Origin of the sequence: Streptomyces sp. XH2, assembly GCF_049725035.1 — a bacterium.
Lineage (GTDB): Bacteria > Actinomycetota > Actinomycetes > Streptomycetales > Streptomycetaceae > Streptomyces > Streptomyces roseoverticillatus.
Genome location: NZ_JBMMMZ010000005.1, coordinates 127577 through 150791, shown reverse-complemented (window position 1 = coordinate 150791; position 23215 = coordinate 127577). Strand labels below are relative to the sequence as shown.

Below are 23215 nucleotides of genomic sequence, written 5' to 3'. Positions count from 1 at the left end.
TAGACCTGTCGATTTATATGCCCAAGCCACGCACCGCGACGTCGGATGAAGGGTCGAAAAATTTGTCGTGGGGCGGTTGAGCGAGCGACCCAAGAAATCACTTAGGTGGGTGGTGGGGGACGACCGTGCCTGCTGAGCAGGGCGGTTGAGCTGTCCACACAAGTGAAGAGGAACGCAACCGCATGCGTACGACGTTCGACGCGGGCCGCGACCGGCGACTCGCCCCCGGCATGAGCCCCTGCGCCAGGGGTTGGGCCTCCGGCAGGTCCGCAAACGGCGCTCCGGCCAGTGGATGGCCGGTATGACGAGTGAGGAATTCGACGGCACCCTGCCCGAGGAGCAGCCGCAGCAGGTCGACGCCTTGACGCCCGCACCCCTGCCGCTGGACTTCGAGGCCTTCTACCTCCTGCACGTCCGGCTCTACCTCGACTACGCCGAGAGCCACCTCGGCCACAGCGACCAGGCCCAGGAGCTGGTGCACCAGGTCTTCAGCGAGATCCGCGGGGCCTGGGGGACGCTGTCCAGTGAGGGCAACCTGGAAGGGGCCACCTGGGCGGTGCTGCGGCAGGCGGTCGGGCTGCAGATGAAGGAGGAGGACCGGCGCCCGTCCTTCATCGCCGACGGGTCCATGGCCCGTGCCCTGCAGGCCAGCCGGGACCAGCTGAAGCGAATGGACAGCAGCGTCGGCCTCTACGCGGCGATAGCCGACCTGCCGCCGAAGCAGTTCGACGTCGTGGTCCTGCGGTACCTCCTGGGCTACGAGACGGAGAGAATCGCCTGGTTCCTGGGGCTGAGTAAGAGCGTCGTGGACTACCACGGCCGCAACGGCCGCGAGCGGCTGCGCATACAGCTCGGCTTGCCTGCCGACCCGCCCCGCACGAGGAAGGGCACTGCATGAGCACCGCCGGCATAGACGCGCTCCTGGCCGATGCGGTCGTGCCGACCACGGCCAGCCGGGACTTCGACGAGGCCGCCGGGCTGCGGCGTCTGGCCGCCGAGGCGGGGCAGAGCGGCGGTCCGGGGGAGCTCGCTCAGACGCGGCGGGCCCGGCAGGCACTGGGGGTGGTGTGCCGGTGGGTTCTCAACGGTCCGGACGTCGCCGCGCGGGTCCGCCGGCTCGCGCAGACTCTTGCGGTGCGAGATGTCCGCCCGGCGCAGGATCTGCTGGCTCGCGACCCCATTGACATCGAGGGTGCGCTGGCGTTCGCCTGCCTGCTGTGCTTGACCGGGCACTGCGAGAGTGCGCAAGTGTGGTGGGAACTGGCCGCGGGCGCCGGCCTGAGAGCAGCTGCCTACTGCCTGCACCTGCATCACGCGGGCCGGGGCGAGCTCCGCGAGGCTGAGCACTGGCTGGAGCAGGCCGAGGCGCCACCCGAAGGGGACCCCGCGCCTCCGCCTGTCCACGGGTTCTTCCAGTTGCTGACCCGTTTCACGCAGTACGCGGGGCGGCACGGGAGCAGCGCGGGGGAGCCGGTGGAGTCCTTGAAGGGGGCGGTGGAGCGCCTGGTGCCGGCGGCGGGGTGCGGGATCGTCAGCCGGCCCGACGAGGAGCTGGCCGATGAGCTGCTGCAGCTCACGGCGGAGGAGACCCGCGTGTCCGGGCGGCGGTGACGAGGGGTGCCGGGTGATGCGCGGGGGCCGCCCGGGCGAAGGGACAGGGGCGGGGCCTAGCAGAAAGTGATGGATACGGGCGGGCAGTCGTGACGTTTGAGGAACTTTTCCGGCTGACGGGTCAACAAAACAAAGGCTGTCCTGCAGAAATCGTCAATGAAGACCGATCCAGGCCTTATAGGCGGATTGGGCCCCGTCGCCGTGAGCTCAGTAATGTCAACGTCCGGCGCGTGCAGGGCACTCAACAAGGCCGCCAAAACCTGTTCCGAGGCCCTGCACGCGGTCAGACCATCAACCAACCGAGAGCAAGGAGCCTGAACAGTGACCCGATCCCCCCGGCGCCCGCGTGCCGGCCGTAGTGGCCGACCGGCGCGCAGTGGTAGTGAGAGTAGCAACCCCCGCGTGACGCAACCCCGCACGTCCTGTGTGGTCAAGGCGCGATGGGCAGCGTTTTTATGCCTCCCTGTCCTCGGCATCCTGTTGATCTCGCAGGTCCGGGTCCAGGTGGTCATCCCGCCTGAGACGGTGTACGCGGCCGCGGCCGCAGCCCTGGGAACGGCCGGAGGAGGCCGCATCCGCCGAGGTCGCACCAGAAGCTAGGCACACCTGAGGGCCGGTCCGCACACGCCGCGGGCCGGCCCTCGGCCCACTCGCCTCCTGCGTGACGGAATACCGGACCCCGCGGATCGCCGGCCGGGCATCGAACGAAATTCACGGATGCCGGCAGGGGAATCTGCGGAAAGTGCGACGCAACTCAACCTACCTGAACCCTTTACGTGACAGGACTTCAGCGCCGTGACCACCGTGTGCGAAAACTGCGGAACCCCCCTGCCTCCCTCGCCCGAAGGCCCGAAGGTAGGCCGCCCCCAGAAGTACTGCTCGGCAGGCTGCCGTCAGGCAGCCCACCGCCAGCGCAAGTCCGCCCGAACCAGTGACCCCTCGCTCACCGCCACCCCGCTCTCCGGCGGCCGCCTCGAGACCACCACCCCGCCCGACTTACGCCCGCCCTCCGAGGCACCCGCACAGATGCGCGCAGAGGGCGACGAGGCCCTCGCCGAGATCATCCGTGACATGCAGCAGGAGCTGCGCTGCCTCCAGCGCAGCCTCACCAGCGCCACCCCCGAAGACTGCCTGCGCCTGGCCGCCCGGATGCGCACCCAGCTCGACGGCCTCACCGCTGGCCTCGTCGGCCGCGCCCGCATCCACCGCACCACGTGGAACCGCATCGCCCGCATCCTCGGCATCAGCGACGACACCGCCCGCCACCGCTTCACCGACCACTACATCCTGCGCCGCCTCAGCGAACTCACCCGCATGGGCCCGCCCCCCGCCTCCGTCTCCGCTCTCTACCCCGGCACCACGCCACGCACCCCCCTCAGCCCCGTGCCCACGCCACCACGGGGCAGTGCCTTCCAGCCCGCCCCCGCCCGCTCCCGCCCCCGCGCCGCCTTCAACCGGCTCGCACCCGCGTTGTCCATGGTCGCCAGGCGTTCGGGCCGATCCATGAAGCAGATCAGCGAACGCACCGGGTGCTCAGCCTCCTACCTCTCCCGCATCCTCAGCGGAGAACGCATCCCCACCTGGCCCCTCATCGAACGCCTCGCACGCGCCTGTGACGCCGATCCCGCCATCCTGCGCCCCCTGTGGGAGAGCGAGTTCCTGCGCAGCGACGCCCCTCTTCTCCCGGCGCAGGAGGAGGCGGACGACGATGACGAAGATCCCCTCCGGGCCGGTGTCCGCCTGCTGGCCGCCCTGCAGACCCTGCACATCCGGGCGGGCCAGCCCACTGCCTACGACATCGCCACCGCCAGCAAGCGCCCTCTGGCCATTGAAACCGTGACGACAGCCCTCGACGGCACCCAGATGCCCGGCTGGTGCGACCTCGTCAGCATCCTCCACGTCCTGGGCGGCGAGATCCCCTACTTCCAGCCCCTGTGGGAGAAGACCATACGCCCGCCGGCTCCCGCCGATGACGCCGGAACGATGTCGGCCACACGGCCCCGGCCCGAACCCGAGGCGCCACGGGGCCGGGCTTCGGAAGGGGCCCTGCCGCCGACGGATACCGGGGAAACCCGGGGCAGCAGACCGAGCCCGGTCATGGCACCGGACAGCCGGCCCAGCCGCCTGTGCGAGATCATCACTTCCTACCGCGAAGCCCTCGTCGGAGTGATCCCTCGCAGCCCCCAGCACGATCGCCTCTTCCAGCGCGCCGGCAAAAGGACCAACCGGACCCTGCGGCTCAGCGCCCTCGCCCGCCTGTAGACCACGACCTGACCCCGGGGCAGGCCGTTCCGCGGACGAGGGTCGACAGGCTCCGGAGACGGACCTACCGCCACCCGGGCTCCGCGGGTTCGACGGCCACCCGCTTGCCGAACTCGCCGCCGCCGGTGTCCTGGCCGGCGAGGCCACTACACAGATGCGGCGCCCCCCACCCCTGACGTTCCAGCGGTCGCTACGGCAGCCGGACGCTTCCTTCCAGGAACCACGTGCCGGGTAACTCGCCAGGAGCTTTCGGTTCGAAGGGCGCGTCGTCTGCGCGGTGTTCGAGGTCGCCCCGGCGCGCAGGGTCCGGGCCGTCAGCCGGCCCGGACCCTGCAGGTGCTGATCGATCAGTACTGGATGGTGTGGTTGTAGAGGATGTTCCGGGCCTTGGGGCCGGTGTCCAGGCCGTAGTCGGGACGGTCGGTGAGGAAGTACTCGCGGAAGCCGGACTGCCAGGTCTTGGACATCATGGTGTTGCTCTTCGTCCAGCCGCCGTCCACCTGGGACCACAGGTCGACCAGCGCGGTGGCGACGCGGGCCTCGCAGGCGTCGCTCGCGTCGATGCCGGTCGTGGTGCGGTCGTTGGCGAGGTTCAGGGAGCTGCCGTTGCCCCAGTAGTAGGTGGTGTCGTTGAAGGTGTGGAACGCCACCGCGTTGGCGAAGCCCTCGGTCCAGCCGCAGCTGGTGGAGGAGGTGCGGTTGACGTAGTGGGGCGAGCAGTTGGTGACGTTCGGCCACCAGCCCTTGTAGAGCTTGCCCATGAGGGCGTGGCCCGCCTCGTGGACGGTGGTGTGCTCGGAGTCGGGGTCGTTGTCCGCGAGGTGGATCTTGTCCTCGCCGGCGGTCCAGTACGTGCCGTCGGTGGAGCCGGGGTACCACTGGACGGTGATGGGGGTGCAGCGGTTGTCCTGCTGGCTGCCGGCCCAGCAGGTGGTGGTGGACCCTCTGTTCCACCACAGCTTGTTGAGGGTGTCGAGGGCGTGCCAGGCCCGGCTCTGCCCGGCGTTGGCGTACACGTTGCCGAGGCTGGTGCTGCGGGAGACGTTGTCCTGCGCATAGGTGGCGGTGGTGTAGAGGCGGCCGTTGCCGTCGACCACGGACCACATGCCGCCCGCCTGCGTCTGGAACTCCACCCAGACCTTGGAGGTGACGGAGGTGGTGGGGGAGTAGCAGAGGTTGAACGCGCCGTTGCCGTTGCCGGTCATGCCCGTGGCGAGCTTCTGCGTGCTGCTGTTGGCGGTGGGCTTGCCCCACAGGGTGATGTTGGCGTTGCTGACCGGCTCGTCCCGGTCGGCCTTGCCGTTCCAGCTGCCGCCCTCGGCGGACTGGAAGCGGTTGCGGTAGGTGCCGCTGACGCAGACCTGCGCGGTGGCGCCGGCCGAGGCGGCGGCGCGGGGCGAGGACGCGCCTGAGGCGGGTGAAGGGGCGGGGGCGGGAGGGGCCTTGGGGGTGACCGGGCGTGCCGGGCGGTCGCCGGTCACGGGGCCGTGGGCCGGGGTCGCGTCGGCCTTGGTGACGGAGATGCCCTTGCTGGAAGAGCCCTTGGTCTTGCCGACGCTGATCTCCACCGAGCCGTGCCCGGCGCGGCTCGGGTCGGGACGGTCGATGTCGCTGACGTCCGCCTGGATCTGGACGGGGCCGGCGGCGACCGCCTCGACCCGAAGCGTGAGAGCCCGGGTGCCGGGGGTGAGGGCGAGCGTCCGGCTGGTGCGCTGCCCGAAGGTGTCCGTCGTGGGAGCGGCGAACCCGGAGTCCCGGCCCGTCATCCGGAGCGCGGGCGGCAGCTGGACCGTCAGGCCTGCGTGCTTGACGTCGGTCTGCGCCTTGATGTTCACGGTGAGGGTGGCCCGTTCGCCGACGGCGGGCAGGCGGTCGAGGGAAGCGGTGACGCCGAGACAGCTGAGCGGCGCCTCGGAGTTCTTCTCCGCGGGGCGGATCGTGCAGGCGTCGCTGTGGGTGGGGGTGGCTGCGGAGGTGGACGGTATGGCGACAGCCGCCAGGCAGGCGAGTGCGCCTGCCGTCGCGGTCAGAGCGGCGGGTCTCAGGACGCGTGTGCGGGGCCGTATTCGAGGCCGTATTGAGGACATAGACATGCCTTCCTGCGACGTGCACGGCCGATTCGGTGCGCGTCGGCAGAGCTGTGAGGGGGGTTGGGTACTGACCCCGGGTCACTACAGCGGCCAACCATTGGCCATAGCGAAACCGTGGGTAACAGTGGCCGGAACCCTATACCTCATGGCTTGTGCATGTCACTGCTGTCGGCGGTGTGTCCTCGTGGCGTGGCCGGTCGATGACGGTGGGTCAGCAGGGGTCTACGGGTTCAGCCACGGTGAGTTTGTACGTTGCCCTGGCATCCAGCAGGAGCGGAACCAGGGACCGCAGCGGCTGCCTCAGGGGAACCAGCGCGCCGCCCGCGGGTGACGGGGTGGTTTCGATGCCGTGCAGGGCGAGTTCGTCCCGGGTGTCCGCGTACTGCTCCGCAGTGAGCCGGTAGGCGCAGGGCGGGTCGGACAACGTCCGCCCTGGGGGAGCGGGTTCGTTGTCGGCGCCGCCGAGGTGGACGGGGCCCCGGTCGGCGAGGCCTTTGACGCGTGCTGCGGTCGTGGCCGAGGCGATGTGCCCGCGCCGCTCGTCCGCGAAGGCGAACATCCCGTCCAGTGCGGTGAGGTGGGACCGGACGCGACGCCGGTTGTTCAGGGCCGGGTCCGCCTTCTCCGCCTCCGTCATCGGGTCGACGCGGCTCTCGATGAGCAGGCCGATCGCGTGCTTGATGCCTGCGGTGTTGCGCAGGATGCGCTCCTGCCCGTCGCCGGCGACCTGTTTGACGGGGTCGCCGGTGGCGGGGTCGGTCCAGATGCCGTAGGTGCCGGTGCTGTGTCCGGCCTCCTGAGCGGCGGGGCGCACGTACGCCGCCGAGAGGGTCTGCGCCTCCCGGTGCACACGGGCGTCGGTGTTGAGGTTGCGGGGCCAGAGGTCGAACAGGTCCTTGTCGTAGTACGGCGGGGTGGCTCCGTACTCGTGCAGGTCGTAGACGATGTCGGGCCGGTGGTCGCGGATGACGGCGGCCAGGGCGCGGCTCTCCGCGGCCTTGAGTGCGATGTGGTCGCGGTTGACGTCGACGCCGTCCGCGTTGGTGCGCGTGTCCGCGGCGCGGCCGTCGGGGTTGGCCGTGGGGACGACCAGCACGGTGGTGCGCGCGAGGAGGCGCAGCGTGGCCGGGTCCGTGGCGCGGGCGAGGTCGCGGACGCGGGTCAGGCAGGCTTCCCGGCCGGCGGGCTCGTCGCCGTGCTGACTGCAGGTGAGAAGAACGGTCACGGCGGTGCGGTGGGTGGCGCCGATGCGGACCAGTTGCAGCGGCCGGCCCTGGCGGGTGGTTCCGATGCGGCGGACGGAGAGGCGGTCACTCGACCGGTCGAGGGCGGTCAGGAGGCGCTGTTCCTCGGCCTGGGTGGTCCAGCGGGCTCCGTTGCTGAGCTCGAAGCCGGTCCGGTACGGGGTGTGTGCGGCCTGCACGGGTGTCTGGAGGAGAGCCAGGGCGAGTACGGCGGTGGCGGCTCCGGTCACCAAGGTCCGGATGCGGGCCGTCCTCGGCGGGCGCCGCGGGGGCCGGGACCGGCCGTCCGGTCGGAGGGGGCAGCGGCCGAGAGCCGCTGCCACGCGGGATCTGTACGTCATGCGGCAGCTTCGTGCGCGAATCCCCATGGGGCGGGAAGGTACTCCCGCCCACTCCTGCGCAACAGAGCGCCGGAACTGATCCGATCGTCTTCTTGCCGAGAGAGTGTCAGAATCGCTCGCTTTTGGTGAGGGCCGGCGTTTAGATGAAGCCGTTCGGTTTCCGGAACGGAACGCCGGACTTCAACGATGGTGTGGGCACCCCTGTTTCGTCGTGCCCGTCATCCTGGGAATGGAGTAATCATGAAGATGGTCAAGGCGTTTGTGAAGCGGTTCAAGAAGGACGAGGACCTCGCCAACCACGCGTGGGTGCTGCACGTCATCTGACGTGCCGTCGCCGGCGGACGCCGCGGCCGTGCCGCTGCCTCCGCCGGCGCTGCGCAGTGCTGCCGGCCGCCGGTCCGCGGCGGCCGCGCCCGTGTCGGATTCCGCCGCCGCAGGTATTTCATGGCCATGTCAATGGAGCGGGATTTTCGTGGAAGAAACGGTGCCGGCGGCGGTGCGCGACCATTCCGTCGTGTACGCCCCGCGGATTCAGGAACTGCTGGTCAGGCAAGAGAAAGTGTTCCGGATCGACGCGACCACGGTCGGCGTCTCCGACTGCGACCTCATGGCCGAAATCGTCGCGGCGCGCCCCGTGCTGCCGACGGAGCGCTCGGTCTACAAGCCCGCCGCAGGGGCCGGCATCCACCACGACAGCGCGACCCGGACGATCCGCGCGCTGGGGCAGGACGTCATGGCCGGCATCCGGACTCCTCCGCCCCCGGCGCGCGGGCTCTCCGGCGCCTGGCCCTACGCGCCCACCTCCTACCTGCGCCGGTGGCTCTTCTCGTCCGACCCCCTGCCGGTCTCCCTCCTGTCGAAACGCGGCATCACCCGCTCCGACACCCTTTCCCGGATCGTCGACCGTGCCGTCACCGTCTGGCCGGGATCCGCCGCCGAGGGCAGAGGCACCGCGCTGGCCCAGCAGATACGCGACGCGTCCGGCACCCGGGACAGGAGGCAGGCCGTCGCCCTGTACCGGAGAGCGACAGCCACCCTCTGCGACGGCGTGGCCGCCCTGTCCGGCAACGCCCTGTGGCTCATGAGGAAGACGGGGGAACGGGAAGGAACCCGCGACGACCTCAGCGCCGTCCTGTGGGAGACGCTGCGGCTGCTCCCGCCCGCGTGGATGCTGTTCCGCAAGGGAGGGGACGCGTACACCGCACTGCACCCCGAGATCCGCCCCACGGACAACGTCGCGCTCTTCCCGCTCCTGATGCACCGTCATCCCGATTACTGGTCCGACCCCCTGGAGTTCCGGCCCGAGCGGTGGGCCGGCGTGGCGGACCCGGAGAAGACGCCCGGGTTCATGCCGTTCGGATTCGAAGGTGCCCGCTGCTGGGCCAAGCACCTGGTCGTGCCCCTGGCCGAGCGCCTGCTGACCGTAGCCCTCGACAACCGGCTCGTCATCCGCAGCCCGCGACAGGACGCGGAAGTCCCCCTGCGCTCCCTGCTCTCCGTTCGGTTCGAGGCGGAAACCCGGGCGTGACCGGCACCTCGCCACTGCGTCGCCCGCCACACGCCTCCCCCCGCCACGAGCACCGAACACCCTGACACCACACCACGGGAAACACCATGGAATCGCCCACGCTGGCCGGCTGGGTCGGCGACGTCGCCGGCTTCACCGGCCGCCAGTGGCAGCGCGAGCCCGCCGTCTTCACACCGGAGACACTCGCCTCGCCGTTCGGCCTCGACGAGCTGGACGCCGCCTTCGACGGAGGGCTGCTGCGCACCCCCTACCTGGAGATGGTCCGCTCCGACAAGGTCACCGTGCCGGCCGGCGCCTACACCACCTCACGCGTGGTCAACGGCACGACGCACCACGGCTTCGCCGACCGCGCGAAAGTCGTCGCACTCCTGCGCTCCGGGGCGACGCTGCTCCTGCGCTGCGTCGACCAGTGGCACCGCCCTACAGGCGACCTGGTGGCGCGGTTGTCCGAGGAGCTCGGCCGGCGCGTGGAGGCGTTCTTCTTCGTCACACCCGCCGGCAGCCAGGGCCTCGCGGTGCACCGCGACGACGCCGACGTGTTCGTCCTCCAGGCGGCCGGACGCAAGACCTGGTACGTCCACGACGCACCGGCGGTGGCGGACTGGGCGCTGGGAGAACTCCCGGACGACGAACGCTCCCCGCTGCGCCTGCGCAGCGTCCTCGAACCCGGCAGCGTGCTCTACGTCCCGCGCGGCTTCGCGCACCGCGCGGTGGGCGCCGCCGGACTGTCCGCCCACCTGTCGCTGACGATCCGCGACGTCTCCCTGCAGGACCTGCGCACAGCCCTGGAGCGGCAGTTGACCGAAGGGCTGGACCTCCCGGCGCGCCCGCTGGGCGAGGCGGCGATCGACGACGCCTGTGCGACTTTGCTCAGCCACGCACGGGCGAGGCTCGACGCGATCGCACCGGAGGACCTGCGGACCGCCGCACGGACCGCGCAGGCGCGCCTGCCGCTCGCGACGCCGCAGCCGGACACATCACGGCAGCCGGACGCGTCACAGCAAATGGAGACGTTCGCCGAGGCGGCCCGGAACTGGGGGGACGGCGGATCCGGCGCCAGGCGTGCCGGGCCGGTGTCCGTCAGCCGCACGTGGCGCAGGCTGCGCGACGCGGCACGCAGCGCGCGCTGACGCACAGCCGTGGCGTTGACTTGACAGCCGCCATCGGAGCCGCCGACCTTGACGCCGGGCCGGAAGCTCGTGTTCGCCGGGCGGGGTGACGCGGTCCGGCCGGGGCCGGGGAGTTCCGTGAGGGCCGTCCGGGCACTCCGCTCGGTACCGCCCTACCAGAACTGCGGGCGCCACTCGAAGAGCAGAATCGTCGCGTCGTCCCGCAGCTGGTTGCGCTGGTAGTCGAGGATGGCGTGGACGAGCAGCCGCAGGACCTCGGCCGGGCGCTGGCCGGCGGCGGAGGAGCGGATGATGAAGTCGGTGAACCGGTCCAGGCCGAACTCCGCGCCGTCCGCGTCGCGGGCCTCCACGACGCCGTCGGTGTAAAGCAGGACGCAGTCGCCCGGCTCCAGCGTCGTCTCGTGGACCTGCCGGGCTGCCGGCGCGAACTGGCCGGCCAGGCCGATCGGCGGCTGCGGCGGGCTGTCCAGCACCCCGTCGAGCACCCGCTCGGCCCGGATCAGCAGCGGTGGGGGATGACCGCAGTTGACCCAGCGCAGCTCCCCGGTGAGCGCGTCGAGCCGGCACAGCACGCCGGTGCAGAAATGGTCCGGCAGCCAGTGGGCGAGGGCCTGGTCCACGGAGCCCACGACGTCGGCCAGGTCGCCACCGCCGCGGCGGGCGTTGCGCGCCGCCGCCATGGCGACCGACGTGGTCAGGCCGGAGTTCAGATCGTGCCCCATGGAGTCGAGGATCGCGGTGTGCAGGATGTCCTTGACCACCGAGTGGTCGAAGGCGTCGCCGGCGACGTCGTACGCCGGCTCCAGGACCGCGGTCGACACGCACCTGCTGCTGCCGATGGTGTGGGGCGGCAGGAAGGCGCGCAGCATCTCGGTGGGCAGCCGCATGGCCGAGGTGCGGGCGCGGGCGGCGAGCCAGTCGCTGTAGGTGCGCTTGGAGGTGATCAGCATGGCGAACAGGAAGGCCAGCATCCGGCTGCGGCGCATCCGCACCCCGTCGAGCGAGGGGGTGCGCACCGCCAGCACGCCCAGCCGCTCCGCACCGTCGACCAAGGGCATCCAGACCATCACGTCGTCGCCGGCATCGGCCACGCGCGGAGTGACCGTGCGGTACGCCCAGCCGGCCGGCGAACGGTCCACCGGAAGCGGTTCCAAGGTCTCGTCGAGCGGGATCAGCAGCTGTTGCTGCAGGTCGACGAGGTAGACCAGCGCGGTGCCCAGGCCGAGGGCCGAGGCGCACCGGTTCGCCAGGCCGGGAAGTTCGAACGGCAGGGCCGTCTGCGCCTCGACGATCAGCTCTTCCAGCCGGTTCTCGTCGACGGCGGTGTCGGGGCCGGCGGACGCATGCGGTGGGTCCGGCACGGGGATCACCCCTTCCGCTCCCAGTCTCACACCGATCCCGGCCTCTCTCATGTCGGGCACGAACCCGCCGATCACGGTGGGTCGTAGCGCCGGAGCCCTCCGTCACGCCCGCTGCCCGCGCCCGAAGACTCTGAAATTCCGTAGCCCGCTCCGTGATTCCGTGAGCCTGCCGACCGTTGGGTGAGGACTTGCGGCCCTCGACCGGCTTTGTCCGTGGCAGTGAAAGGGGACCGAATGTCCAAGCGCGCGCTGATCACCGGAATCACGGGACAGGACGGCTCGTATCTCGCCGAGCACCTGCTCGCCGAGGGCTACCAGGTGTGGGGCCTGACCCGAGGGCAGGCCAACCCGCGGAAGGACCGGGTGGCCAAGCTGATACCCGACCTCTCCTTCGTGGACGGAGACCTGATGGACCAGGGGAGCCTGGTCTCGGCCGTGGACCTGGTGCAGCCGGACGAGGTGTACAACCTCGGGGCCGTCTCCTTCGTGCCCATGTCCTGGGTGCAACCGGAGCTCGTCACCGAGGTCAACGGCACCGGGGTGCTGCGCATGCTCGAAGCGATCCGGATGGTGAGCGGTCTGGGCAAGTCCGCGGGCGGAGGCGACGGTCGCGGCCGGATCCGCTTCTACCAGGCCTCCTCCTCGGAGATGTTCGGGAAGGTGGTGGAGTCGCCGCAGAGCGAGCGGACCTCCTTCCACCCGCGCAGCCCCTACGGGGTGGCCAAGGCCTACGGCCACTACATCACCCAGAACTACCGCGAGTCCTACGGGGTGTTCGGGGTCTCGGGGATCCTCTTCAACCACGAATCGCCCCGCCGCGGCGCGGAGTTCGTGACCCGGAAGATCTCCCTCGCGGTGGCGCAGATCAAGCTGGGCCTGCAGGACAAGCTGCTGCTCGGCAACCTGGACGCGGTCCGCGACTGGGGCTTCGCGGGCGACTACGTCCGCGCGATGCACCTGATGCTGCAACAGGACAGCGCCAGGGACTACGTGGTGGGCACCGGCCGGATGCACTCCGTGCGGGACGCCGCCCGCATCGCCTTCGAAGCCGCCGGCCTGGACTGGGAGGAGCACGTCGTGGTGGACCCGGCGCTGGTGCGGCCCGCCGAGGTCGAGACGCTGTGCGCCGACTACGGCGACGCCCGCCGGGAGCTGGGCTGGGAGCCCGAGGTCGGCTTCGAGGAACTGATGCGGATGATGGTGGAGTCCGACCTCCGGCAGGCCGGCCTCGAGCGTGACCACGGCGAGCTGCTCGCCGCGGCGAGCTGGTAGGGCTCGCCGGAAAACACCTGCTCACCCCCATTGCGACGCCGGAGCGGCGGCCGGAACCGGAACCGGGGCCGGCCGACTCTACGGGTTTCCGTGGACACGCCCGCCGAGACTGGGCGCGTGGTGTGAGGGAAGCGGAGCAGTGCCCCGTGCGGGGCCTCCAGATGACTCGTTCGCTGTGGGAAAGCCATCCCGGTGCCGGATGTCCACATCGAAATCCCCTGCTGTCCGTCGGTCTTGAGATGGGTTGAGTTGAACGTGGCGAAGGTGGACAAGGAACAGAAGCTCCGGGACTACCTGAAGCGGGCGAGCGCGGATCTGCGGCGCTCCCGGCAGCGGGTGGGCGAGCTGGAGGCCGCGGCCCGTGAGCCCATCGCGATCGTGGGCATGAGCTGCCGCTTCCCCGGGGGCGTGACGACCCCCGAGGAACTCTGGTCCATGCTCGTCGTCGGCGAGGAGGGCATCACGGAGCTCCCCGCCGACCGCGGCTGGGAGACGCTGACGGAGGACACGGGGGACACGCAGAGGTTCTCCGGCGGGTTCCTGCACGACGCGGCCGAGTTCGACGCCGGATTCTTCGGGATCTCCCCGCGCGAGGCGCTCGCGATGGACCCCCAGCAGCGGGTGCTGCTGGAGTCCTCCTGGGAGGCCTTCGAACGGGCCGGCATCGACCCGGCCGCGGTCCGTGGCACCAGGACGGGCGTGTTCGTCGGGGCCATGCCCCCGGAGTACCGGGTGGGCCCGGAGGACGACGCCCAGGGCTTCCTCCTGACGGGCGGCGCCACCAGCGTCCTGTCGGGCCGGCTCTCCTACTTCTTCGGGGCCGTGGGCCCGGCGGTGACGGTCGACACCGCCTGCTCGTCGTCCCTGGTGGCCCTGCACCTGGCGGCCCACTCCCTGCGCCAGGGCGAGTGCTCCCTGGCGCTGGCCGCGGGCGTCACGGTGATGTCCGCACCCACGACGTTCGTGGAGTTCAGCCGCCAGGGCGGGCTGGCCGCCGACGGGCGCTGCCGCTCCTTCGCCGACTCCGCCGGCGGCACCGGCTGGGCCGAGGGCGTGGGCGTACTGGTCCTGGAACGGCTCTCGGAGGCCCGGCGCAACGGGCACCGGGTCCTCGCCGTCATCCGGGGCTCCGCCGTCAACCAGGACGGCGCCTCCAACGGCCTGACCGCTCCCAACGGCCCCTCCCAGCAGCGGGTGATCGAACAGGCACTGGTCAACGCGCGCCTCTCGGCCGACGAGGTCGACGTCGTCGAGGCGCACGGCACGGGCACCACCCTCGGCGACCCGGTCGAAGCCCAGGCGCTGATCGCCACCTACGGCCGCAACCGCGCCGCGGATCACCCGCTGCTGCTGGGATCGGTCAAGTCGAACCTCGGCCACACCCAGGCCGCGGCCGGCATGGCCGGCATCATCAAGATGGTGCTGGCCATGCGGCACGACACGCTGCCCCGCACGCTGCACGTCGACACGCCGTCCTCGCACGTCGACTGGACGGCGGGGACCGTACGGCTGCTGACCGAGCAGGTCCCGTGGCCGCAGGGCGAGCAGCCGCGGCGGGCCGGCATCTCCTCGTTCGGCCTCAGCGGCACCAACGCGCACACGATCCTGGAGGAGGCACCGGCCGAACCGGTCGCCGGACCCGGGCAGGAGGAGGGCACGGAGGAGACGGCGACCGCGGCCGCCCAAGCCGGCGAACCCGCCACCGTCGCTGCCGGCCCCGTTCCGTGGCTGGTCTCCGGCCGCACCCGGGAGGCCCTGCGCGCCCAGGCCGCCAGGCTGCTGGACCTCCTCGCCTCCCGTCCCGGCCTCGCGCCGGAGGACGTGGCCTACTCGCTGGCCACGACCCGCTCCGGCTTCGAACACCGCGCCGCGTTCACCGCCGCCGACCGCGACCGGGCTCTCGAAGCCCTCACCGCGCTGGCCGCCGGCGAACCCGCGCCGAGCCTGGACCAGGGCACCGCACAGGGCCGCACCAAGCTCGCCTTCCTCTTCGCCGGGCAGGGCTCCCAGCGGCCGGGCATGGGGCGTGAACTCCACGCGCGCTTCCCCGCCTTCGCCGCCGCGCTCGACGAAATCCTCGCCCACTTCGACCAGGGCATCGACCAGGGCTTCGGCGAGGGCCTCGAACCTCCCCTCAGGGATGTACTGTTCGCCGCAGAGGGCACACCCGAGGCCGAGCTGCTGAACGAAACCGGCTACGCGCAGCCCGCCCTGTTCGCGATCGAGGTCGCGCTGTACCGGCTGGCCGAGTCCTTCGGCGTCAAGCCGGACTTCCTCGCCGGTCACTCCATCGGCGAGATCGCGGCCGCACACGTGGCCGGGGTCTTCTCGGCGGCCGACGCCGCGGCCCTGGTGCTCGCCCGCGGCCGGCTCATGCAGGCGCTGCCCGCCGGCGGCGTCATGGTCTCGCTGGAAGCGACGGAGGACGAGGTCCTGCCCCTGCTCCGGGACCGGCAGGACCGCGTCTCGATCGCCGCGGTCAACGGGCCCACCGCCCTGGTCGTGGCCGGCGAGGAGGACGAAGCCGAGGCCGTCGCCGCGCACTTCGCCGCGCTGGGCCGGAAGACCAAGCGGCTGCAGGTCTCGCACGCCTTCCACTCCCCGCTCATGGAACCCGTGCTGGAGGAGTTCCGCACCGTCGTCTCCGGCCTCGCGCCGCAGGCGCCCGTCATCCCGGTCGTCTCCGGCCTGACCGGCACCCTCGCCACCGTCGAGCAGCTGACCTCCCCCGACTACTGGGTGGACCACGCCCGCCACGCCGTCCGGTTCGCCGACACCGTGGCCTGGCTCAGCGGCCACGGCACCGGCACCTTCCTCGAACTGGGCCCCGACGGCGTCCTGTCCGCCATGACCCGGGCCTGCCTCGACGACACCGGTGACAACACCCGTGACGGCGGCGCCGACGGCACCTCCGGAACCGCCCCCGCCACGCTCGCCGTGCTGCGCCCGGGCCGCCCCGAGGCCGAGACGCTCACCACCGCGCTGGCGGGCCTGTACGTCCGGGGCACAGCCGTTCAGTGGGAGCCCTGGTTCGCCGGCACCGGCGCCCGGCGCACGGACCTCCCCACGTACGCCTTCCAGCGCCGCCGGTACTGGCCCAAGGGCCTGCCCGCACAGGGCACCGACATCCGCGCCGCGGGCCTGGGCGCGGCCCGCCACCCGCTGCTGGCGGCGGCCGTGTCGGTCGCCAACTCCGACGGCCTGCTGCTGACCGGCCGCCTGTCGCTGCGCACCCACCCCTGGCTGGCCGACCACGCGGTGCGCGGCACGGTGCTGCTCCCGGGCACCGCCTTCCTGGAACTGGCCGTCCGCGCGGGCGACGAGACCGGCTGCGGCCGCGTCGAGGAGCTCACCCTGGCCGCGCCCCTGGTCCTGCCCGCGGAGGGCGGCGTCCAGGTGCAGGTGTGGGCCGGCAGCCCGGACGAGTCCGGCCGCCGCGCGCTGAGCATCCACTCCCGCCCCGACGGGCCCGAGGAACTCCCCTGGACGCAGCACGCCGCCGGCACCCTCGTCGCCGGTGAGCAGCGCGCCGTCTTCGACGCCACCGCCTGGCCCCCGGCCGGTGCCCGGCCGCTCGACCTCGACGGCTTCTACGACCGCCTCGCCGACGGCGGCTTCGGCTACGGCCCCCTCTTCCAGGGCCTGCGCGCCGCGTGGGCCGCCGGTGACGACGTCTACGCCGAGGTGGCGCTCCCGGACACCGACGCCGCGTCCTCCGCCGGGTCCTTCGGCATCCACCCGGCCCTGCTGGACGCCGCGCTGCACGCCACGGCCTTCGCCGGCCTCGGCGAGGGCCATGGCGGCCTGCCCTTCTCGTGGCAGGACGTGACCCTGCACGCGAGCGGGGCGACGACGGTGCGGGTGAGGCTGACCCGGACCGACGACGACGCCGTGGCGATCGCCGTCGCCGACACCACGGGCGCCCTCGTGGCCTCCGTCGGCTCGCTCGTCCTGCGCACGATGCCGGACGAGCGGCTGACCGCCGCCGCTTCCCTCGCCCGCGACGCCATGTTCGAGCTGCGCTGGGCCCCGCTGCCGGACCTGTCCGGGACGGAACCCGCCGCCGTCGCCGTCCTCGGCCCGGACCTCTTCGGTCTCGCCGACGCACTGACCTCGCCGGACTGTACGGTCACGGCTTGGCCCGGCCCGGACGCCGCCACCGAGATCCCGGACGTCGTGCTCGCCCCTGTCGCCGGTACCACGGATGACGAACCGGTCGCCTCCGCGCACGCCCGCACCGCCCACGTCCTGGAACAGCTGCGGAGCTGGCTGGAGAGCGAGCGGTGCGCCGGCTCGCGGCTGGTCTTCGTCACCCGCGGCGCGGTCACCACCGACGGCCGTCAGGCGCCGGACCCGGCGGCCGCCGCCGTCTGGGGCCTGGTGCGCGCCGCACAGGCCGAGCACCCGGACCGCTTCGGCCTGCTGGACCTCGACCCCGCCGACCCCGCCGATCCCGCCGCGCCGCAGCTCGCCCGGGCCCTGGCCGCTGCGGACGAGCCGCAGACCGCCCTCCGCGGCGGCGCCGTGCTCGGCGCCCGGCTCTCCCGCGCCCGGGCGCCCGAGAACGACACGCGATGGAACCCCGAGGGCACCGTCGTGCTCACCGGCGCCACCGGCGGCCTGGGCCGCGTACTGGCCCGCCACCTGGTCGCCGAGCGCGGCGTACGGCACCTGCTGCTCGTCAGCCGCCGGGGCGCCGCCGCCGAGGGAGCCGGCGAACTCGTCGCCGAACTGGCCGCGCACGGCGCGCGAGTCGCCCTGGAAGCCTGCGACCTCGCCGACCGCGCCGCCGTGCGGCGACTGCTGGCCGCAGTGCCCGCCGAGCACCCCGTCACCGCCGTCGTGCACAGCGCCGGCACCCTCGACGACGGCGTCATCGCGTCGCTGACCCCCGAGCGGATCAGCGCCGTGCTGCGGCCCAAGGCCGACGCCGTCTGGCACCTCCACGAGGCCACCCGGGGACTGGACCTGGCCGCCTTCGTCGTCTTCTCCTCCCTCGCCGGCACCGTGGGCACGGCGGGCCAGGGCAACTACGCCGCCGCGAACGCCTTCGTCGACGCCGTCGCCCGGCTGCGCCGCGCCGAAGGGCTGCCGGGTCTCTCCCTGGGCTGGGGCCCGTGGGCGCCCACCGGTGGCATGACCGGCGGCATGACCGAAGACGACCTCCGGCGCCTGGCCCGCATGGGCACCCCCGCGCTCACCGAAGAACAGGGCGTCGCGCTCTTCGACGCCGCGACCGCCACCACGGCCGCCGTCCTCCTGCCGGTCAGGCTGGACCTGTCCGTCCTGCGGGCCCGGGGGGACGTGCCCGCACTGATGCGCGGCCTGGTCCGCACCCCCGTCCGCCGCTCCGTGGTCTCCGGCTCGGAGACGGCCGTGAGCCTCGTCCAGAAGCTGTCCCGGCTGGAAGAGACCGACCGCGACGAGGTGGTACGTGACCTCGTGGCCGGTCAAGTGGCCGCCGTGCTCGGCCACTCCGGCGCCGCCGAGATCGACGCGGAGCGCCCCTTCCGGGAGCTGGGCTTCGATTCGCTCACCGCCGTGGAACTGCGCAACCGGCTCCGCGCGGCCACCGGCCTGCGCACCGCGGCCACGGCGATCTTCGACTATCCGACCGTCGCCGCGCTCGCCGCGCACGTCCTCGGCGAGCTCATGGGCTCCGAAGCCGCCACCACCGCGGCAGCCCCCCGGGCCGCCGGCGACCAGGACCCGATCGTCATCGTCGGCATGAGCTGCCGCTACCCGGGCGGCGTCGCCTCGCCCGAGGACCTGTGGCGGTTCGTCCGCGAGGGCACCGACGCGGTCTCGGGCCTGCCCACCGACCGCGGCTGGGACCTGGACGCGCTCTACGACCCGGACCCGGACCACCCCGGCACCTCGTACACCCGCTTCGGCGGATTCCTGCACGAGGCACCCGAGTTCGACCCCGCCTTCTTCGGCATGAGCCCCCGCGAGGCGCTGGCCACCGACTCGCAGCAGCGCCTGCTCCTGGAGGCGTCCTGGGAGGCCGTCGAACGCGCAGGCATCGACCCGGTGACCCTGCGCGGCAGCCGCACCGGCGTGTTCGCCGGCGTCATGTACAACGACTACGCCCAGACGCTCGCCGGCGGGCAGTTCGAGGGCCACCAGGGCAGCGGCACCTCGCCGAGCATCGCCTCCGGCCGCGTGTCCTACGCCCTCGGGCTGGAGGGCCCCGCCGTCACCGTCGACACGGCGTGCTCGTCCTCGCTCGTCGCCATGCACTGGGCGATGCAGGCGCTGCGCGCGGGGGAGTGCTCTCTCGCCCTGGCCGGAGGCGTCACCGTGATGTCGACCCCGGGCGCCCTCATCGAGTTCTCCCGGCAGCGCGGCCTGTCGCCGGACGGCCGCTGCAAGGCCTTCTCCGACAGCGCCGACGGTGTCGGCTGGGCCGAGGGCGTGGGCGTGCTCGTCCTCGAACGGCTCTCCGACGCCCGGCGCAACGGGCACCGGGTCCTGGCCGTCGTACGGGGCTCCGCCGTCAACCAGGACGGCGCATCCAACGGACTGACCGCCCCCAACGGACCGTCCCAGCAGCGCGTCATCCGCCAGGCGCTGGCCGGCGCCGGCCTGTCCGTCGCCGACGTCGACGCGGTCGAGGGCCACGGCACCGGCACCACGCTCGGCGACCCCATCGAGGCCCAGGCCCTGCTCGCCACGTACGGACAGGACCGCGACCCCGGGCGGCCGCTGCTGCTGGGCTCCGTCAAGTCCAACATCGGCCACACCCAGGCGGCGGCCGGCGTGGCCGGCGTCATCAAGATGGTCATGGCCATGGACCACGGCGTGCTGCCCCGCACCCTGCACGCCGACGAGCCGTCCTCGCACGTCGAGTGGGACACCGGAGCCGTACGGCTGCTCACCGAGGAGACCGCCTGGCCGCAGACCGGCCGTCCGCGCCGCGCCGGCATCTCCTCCTTCGGCTTCAGCGGCACGAACGCGCACGTCGTCCTCGAAGAGGCCCCGGCCGCTACCGGCCCGCGCGACGAGCCCGGACAGCCGCCGCTCGTGCCGGCCGTCGTGCCGTGGACCCTCTCCGGCAAGAGCCGGGCGGCGCTCCGCGACCAGGCCGCCCGCCTGCGCTCCTTCCTCGGAAACCACCCCGCGTTCGACCCGGCCGACATCGGCCGCTCCCTCGCCACCACCCGCTCGGCCTTCGACCAGCGGGCCGTCGTCACCGGCGACCGCGACGAACTGCTGCGCGCGCTGACCGCCCTGGCCGCCGACCGGCCCGACCCCGCCCTCACCGAGGGCGAGACCGGCGGCGCCGGCAAGCTGGCCGTGGTGTTCTCCGGGCAGGGCAGCCAGCGCCCCGGCGCCGGCCGGGAACTCGCCGCCCGTTTCCCCGCGTTCGCCGCCGCCGTCGACGAGGTGGCCGCCGCCCTCGACCCGTACCTGGAGCGGCCCCTCAAGGACGTCCTGTTCGCCCCGGAGGGCACCCCCGAGGCGGAGCTGCTGGGCCGCACCGAGTGGACCCAGCCCGCGCTCTTCGCCATCGGCGTCGCGCTCCACCGCCTGCTGCGCACGTGGGGCATCCGCCCCGACGTGCTGCTCGGCCACTCCATCGGCGAGATCACCGCCGCGCACGTCGCGGGCGTCCTCTCGCTGCCCGACGCGGCCCGCCTGGTGACCGCGCGGGGACGGCTGATGCAGGAGCTGCCCGCCGGCGGCGCGATGATCTCCCTTCAGGCTGCCGAGGACGAACTCGCGCCGCTGCTCGCCGGGCGCGAGCACGAGGTCTCCATCGCCGCCGTCAACGGCCCCCGCAGCGTCGTGGTCGCCGGGGACCTGGCCGCCGCCGAGGAGATCGCCGCCCACTTCGCGGCCCAGGGCCGCAAGACCAAGCGCCTGGAAGTCAGCCACGCCTTCCACTCGCCGCTCATGGAGCCCGCGCTCGACGGCCTGCGCGAGGTCGCCGCCGGGCTCACCTACCACGCGCCGGACGTGACCGTCATCTCCGGCCTGACCGGGCGCCCCGCCACCGACGACGAGCTGCGCTCCGCCGACTACTGGGTCGCGCATGCCCGCGGCGCCGTCCGCTTCGCCGACACCATGCGCGCCGCGCATGCATGCGGTGCCGGCACCTTCCTCGAACTCGGTCCCGACAGCGTGCTGTCGGCCGCCGCCCAGGACGCCCTCGGCGACGACGCGGACGCGCACATCGTCCCGATGCTGCGCACCGGGCGCGGCGAGGAGCGCTGCGCGGCCATCGCGCTCGCCCGCCTGCACGTCCGCGGCGCGTCCGTCGACTGGCCGGCGTACTTCGCCGGCACCGGGGCGCGCACCGTGGACCTGCCCACCTACGCCTTCCAGCACGAGCGCTACTGGCCCGAGGCCGCCCCGGCCGCCCGCGCCCCGCAAGCCGCCCCCGACCCGGCGGACGCCGAGCTGTGGAGCGCCGTCGAACGCGGCGACGCCGCGGGGCTCGCCGGCCTCCTGGGCCTGCGCGACGAGCAGCACGCCTCCCTCTACGCGCTGCTGCCCGCCCTCTCCTCCTGGCGCCAGCTCCGGCAGGAGAAGGCGCTGCTGGACTCCACCCGCTACCAGGTCGCCTGGCGGCCCGTCCGGGCCTCCGCCGCACCCGTCCTCGACGGCACCTGGCTGGTCGTCACCGCCGGAGGGACGGACAGCGACGAGATCCTGGACGCGCTGCGCGGCCACGGCGCCCAGTTCGAGACCCTCGCCCTGGAGCACCGCGAGCACCGCCCCGACCGCGCCGGCCTCGCGGCCCGGCTCGACGCCGCGCGCGGCGACGAGCGGACCTTCTCCGGAGTGCTGTCCCTCCTGCCGCTCGCCGACGAGGCCGGGCACCCGCTCGGCGCCGAGCCGCCGGCCGGGCTCGCCCTCACCCTCCTCCTGACCCAGGCCCTCGCCGACACCGGACTCGACGCCCCCCTGTGGACCCTGACCCGGGGCGCGGTCACCACCGGCCCCGCCGACCCGCTCACCAGCCCCCTCCAGGCCGCGGTCTGGGGCCTGGGCCGCGTCGCCGCCCTGGAGCACCCGCAGCTGTGGCGGGGCCTGATCGACCTGCCGGCCGTCCTCGACGCGCCCGCCACCCAGCACCTGGTCAGCGCCCTCGCCGCACCGAGCGGCGAGGACCAGATCGCGATCCGCACGGCCGGCGCGTACGGCCGGCGCCTCGTGCGCCGCCCGCTCGCCGAACTGCCCCCGGCCGACGCCTTCACCGCCCGCGGCACCGTGCTCGTCACCGGCGGCACCGGAGCGCTCGGCGCCGAGGTCGCCCGCTGGCTCGCCCGCAGCGGCGCCGAGCACCTCCTGCTCACCAGCCGGCGCGGCCCCGACGCCCCCGGCGCCGGTGAACTGGCCGCCGAACTGGAGGACCTGGGCACCCGGGTCACCCTCGCGGCCTGCGACACCGCCGACCGCGACGCGCTCGCCGCACTGCTGGAATCCGTACCGGACGAGCACCCGCTGACCGGTGTCGTGCACGCGGCCGGCGTCGGCCAGGCCGCCCCCCTCACGGAGACCCCCCTCGACGACGCCGCGGCGACCATGGCCGCGAAGCTGCTCGGCGCCGCCCACCTGGACGCCCTCCTCGACGGCCACGACCTCGACTTCTTCGTCCTGGTCTCCTCGGTCGCCGGAGTCTGGGGCAGTGCCGGACAGAGCGCCTACGGCGCCGCCAACGCCTACCTCGACGCCCTCGCCGAGCACCGGCGCGCCCGCGGCCTGCCCGCGACCTCGGTGGCCTGGGGCCCCTGGGCCGAGGCCGGCATGGCCACCCACGACGGCTTCGCCGACCAGCTCCGCAGGCGCGGACTGCGCCTGCTCGCCCCCGCGACCGCCCTCGCCGAACTGCGGCGCGCGGTCGTCCAGGAGGACGTCACCGTCACGGTCGCCGACATCGACTGGGAGCGCTACCACCCCGTCTTCACCTCCGCGCGCCCCAGCGTCCTCTTCGACGAGCTGGACGACGTCCGGGCCCTGGCGCACACCGGCGCCGAGAGCGCCGCGCCGGAGTTCGCCGCGCGCCTGCGGGGCCTCGACGAGGCGGGCCAGGAGCGGTTGCTGACCGACCTGGTGCGCACCGAGGCGTCCGTGGTCCTCGGCCACGCCTCCGCCGACGCGGTCGCCGAGCGGCGGGCGTTCCGCGAGGCGGGCTTCGACTCCCTGACCGCCGTCGAGCTGCGCAAGCGGCTGGCCGCGCTCACCGGCCTGCCCCTGCCCGCCACCCTGGTCTTCGACTACCCGACCCCCGCCGCCCTCGCCCGCCACCTGCGCGCCGAACTCCTCGGCACCGAGGCGCAGCCGGCGCCGGTGGCCGCACCGGCGCCGGGCGGCTTCGACGAGCCCGTCGCCATCGTCGGCATGAGCTGCCGCTTCCCCGGCGGCGT

The 23215-nt window shown here is 73.1% G+C and carries 10 protein-coding genes (1 of these 10 only partly in view); 7 read left to right on the top strand and 3 right to left on the bottom strand.

Features of this window, described 5'->3' with window-relative positions; translation table 11 throughout:
• The first annotated feature begins 301 nt into the window (after positions 1 to 301).
• The 3 genes from ACOTKD_RS11975 to ACOTKD_RS11965 all read left to right on the top strand — a co-directional run bounded on the left by ACOTKD_RS11975 (position 302) and on the right by ACOTKD_RS11965 (position 3873).
• A complete protein-coding gene (locus ACOTKD_RS11975; protein WP_424888877.1) occupies positions 302 to 898 on the top strand; it encodes an RNA polymerase sigma factor in 597 nt (198 codons plus the stop codon).
• Positions 895 to 1611: a hypothetical protein gene (locus ACOTKD_RS11970; protein WP_424888876.1), complete on the top strand. Its 717-nt coding sequence runs from the start codon at positions 895 to 897 to the stop codon at positions 1609 to 1611. The genes ACOTKD_RS11975 and ACOTKD_RS11970 overlap by 4 nt, the downstream gene beginning before the upstream one ends.
• 1026 nt (positions 1612 to 2637) lie before the next feature.
• Positions 2638 to 3873 carry a helix-turn-helix domain-containing protein gene (locus ACOTKD_RS11965; protein WP_424888875.1) on the top strand — a complete coding sequence of 412 codons (1236 nt, stop codon included), beginning with the start codon at positions 2638 to 2640 and terminating at the stop codon, positions 3871 to 3873.
• A gap of 347 nt (positions 3874 to 4220) precedes the next feature.
• Here the strand turns inward: ACOTKD_RS11965 and ACOTKD_RS11960 are convergent, their stop codons facing one another.
• Both ACOTKD_RS11960 and ACOTKD_RS11955 read right to left on the bottom strand, forming a co-directional pair.
• Positions 4221 to 5960: a mycolysin gene (locus ACOTKD_RS11960; protein WP_424888874.1), complete on the bottom strand. Its 1740-nt coding sequence runs from the start codon at positions 5958 to 5960 to the stop codon at positions 4221 to 4223.
• Between the two features lie 214 nt (positions 5961 to 6174).
• The gene (locus tag ACOTKD_RS11955) at positions 6175 to 7440 is read right to left on the bottom strand and encodes a M14 family metallopeptidase (protein WP_424888873.1); all 1266 of its coding nucleotides are present in this window, start codon (positions 7438 to 7440) and stop codon (positions 6175 to 6177) included.
• Between the two features lie 580 nt (positions 7441 to 8020).
• On the opposite strand from ACOTKD_RS11955, the gene ACOTKD_RS11950 reads away from it, so the two are divergent.
• Together ACOTKD_RS11950 and ACOTKD_RS11945 are read left to right on the top strand one after the other, a co-directional pair.
• Positions 8021 to 9076, top strand: coding sequence for a cytochrome P450 (locus tag ACOTKD_RS11950; RefSeq protein ID WP_424888872.1), 1056 nt, complete (start codon positions 8021 to 8023; stop codon positions 9074 to 9076).
• An 86-nt stretch (positions 9077 to 9162) separates the two neighbouring features.
• Positions 9163 to 10206, top strand: a complete 1044-nt coding sequence (locus tag ACOTKD_RS11945) for a JmjC domain-containing protein (RefSeq protein WP_424888871.1) — start codon at positions 9163 to 9165, stop codon at positions 10204 to 10206.
• Between the two features lie 152 nt (positions 10207 to 10358).
• Here the strand turns inward: ACOTKD_RS11945 and ACOTKD_RS11940 are convergent, their stop codons facing one another.
• Entirely contained in the window at positions 10359 to 11618 is a 1260-nt protein-coding gene (locus ACOTKD_RS11940; protein ID WP_424889118.1) for a PP2C family protein-serine/threonine phosphatase, read from the bottom strand.
• 183 nt (positions 11619 to 11801) lie between these two features.
• Between ACOTKD_RS11940 and ACOTKD_RS11935 the strand changes: the two genes are divergently transcribed.
• Positions 11802 to 12839, top strand: a complete 1038-nt coding sequence (locus ACOTKD_RS11935; RefSeq protein WP_424888870.1) for a GDP-mannose 4,6-dehydratase — start codon at positions 11802 to 11804, stop codon at positions 12837 to 12839.
• A 264-nt stretch (positions 12840 to 13103) separates the two neighbouring features.
• Positions 13104 to 23215: the start of a type I polyketide synthase gene (locus ACOTKD_RS11930; protein WP_424888869.1), read on the top strand. Its footprint extends 18433 nt past the window's final position; the window shows 10112 of its 28545 coding nt (coding positions 1–10112); its start codon is at positions 13104 to 13106; its stop codon lies off the right edge, out of view.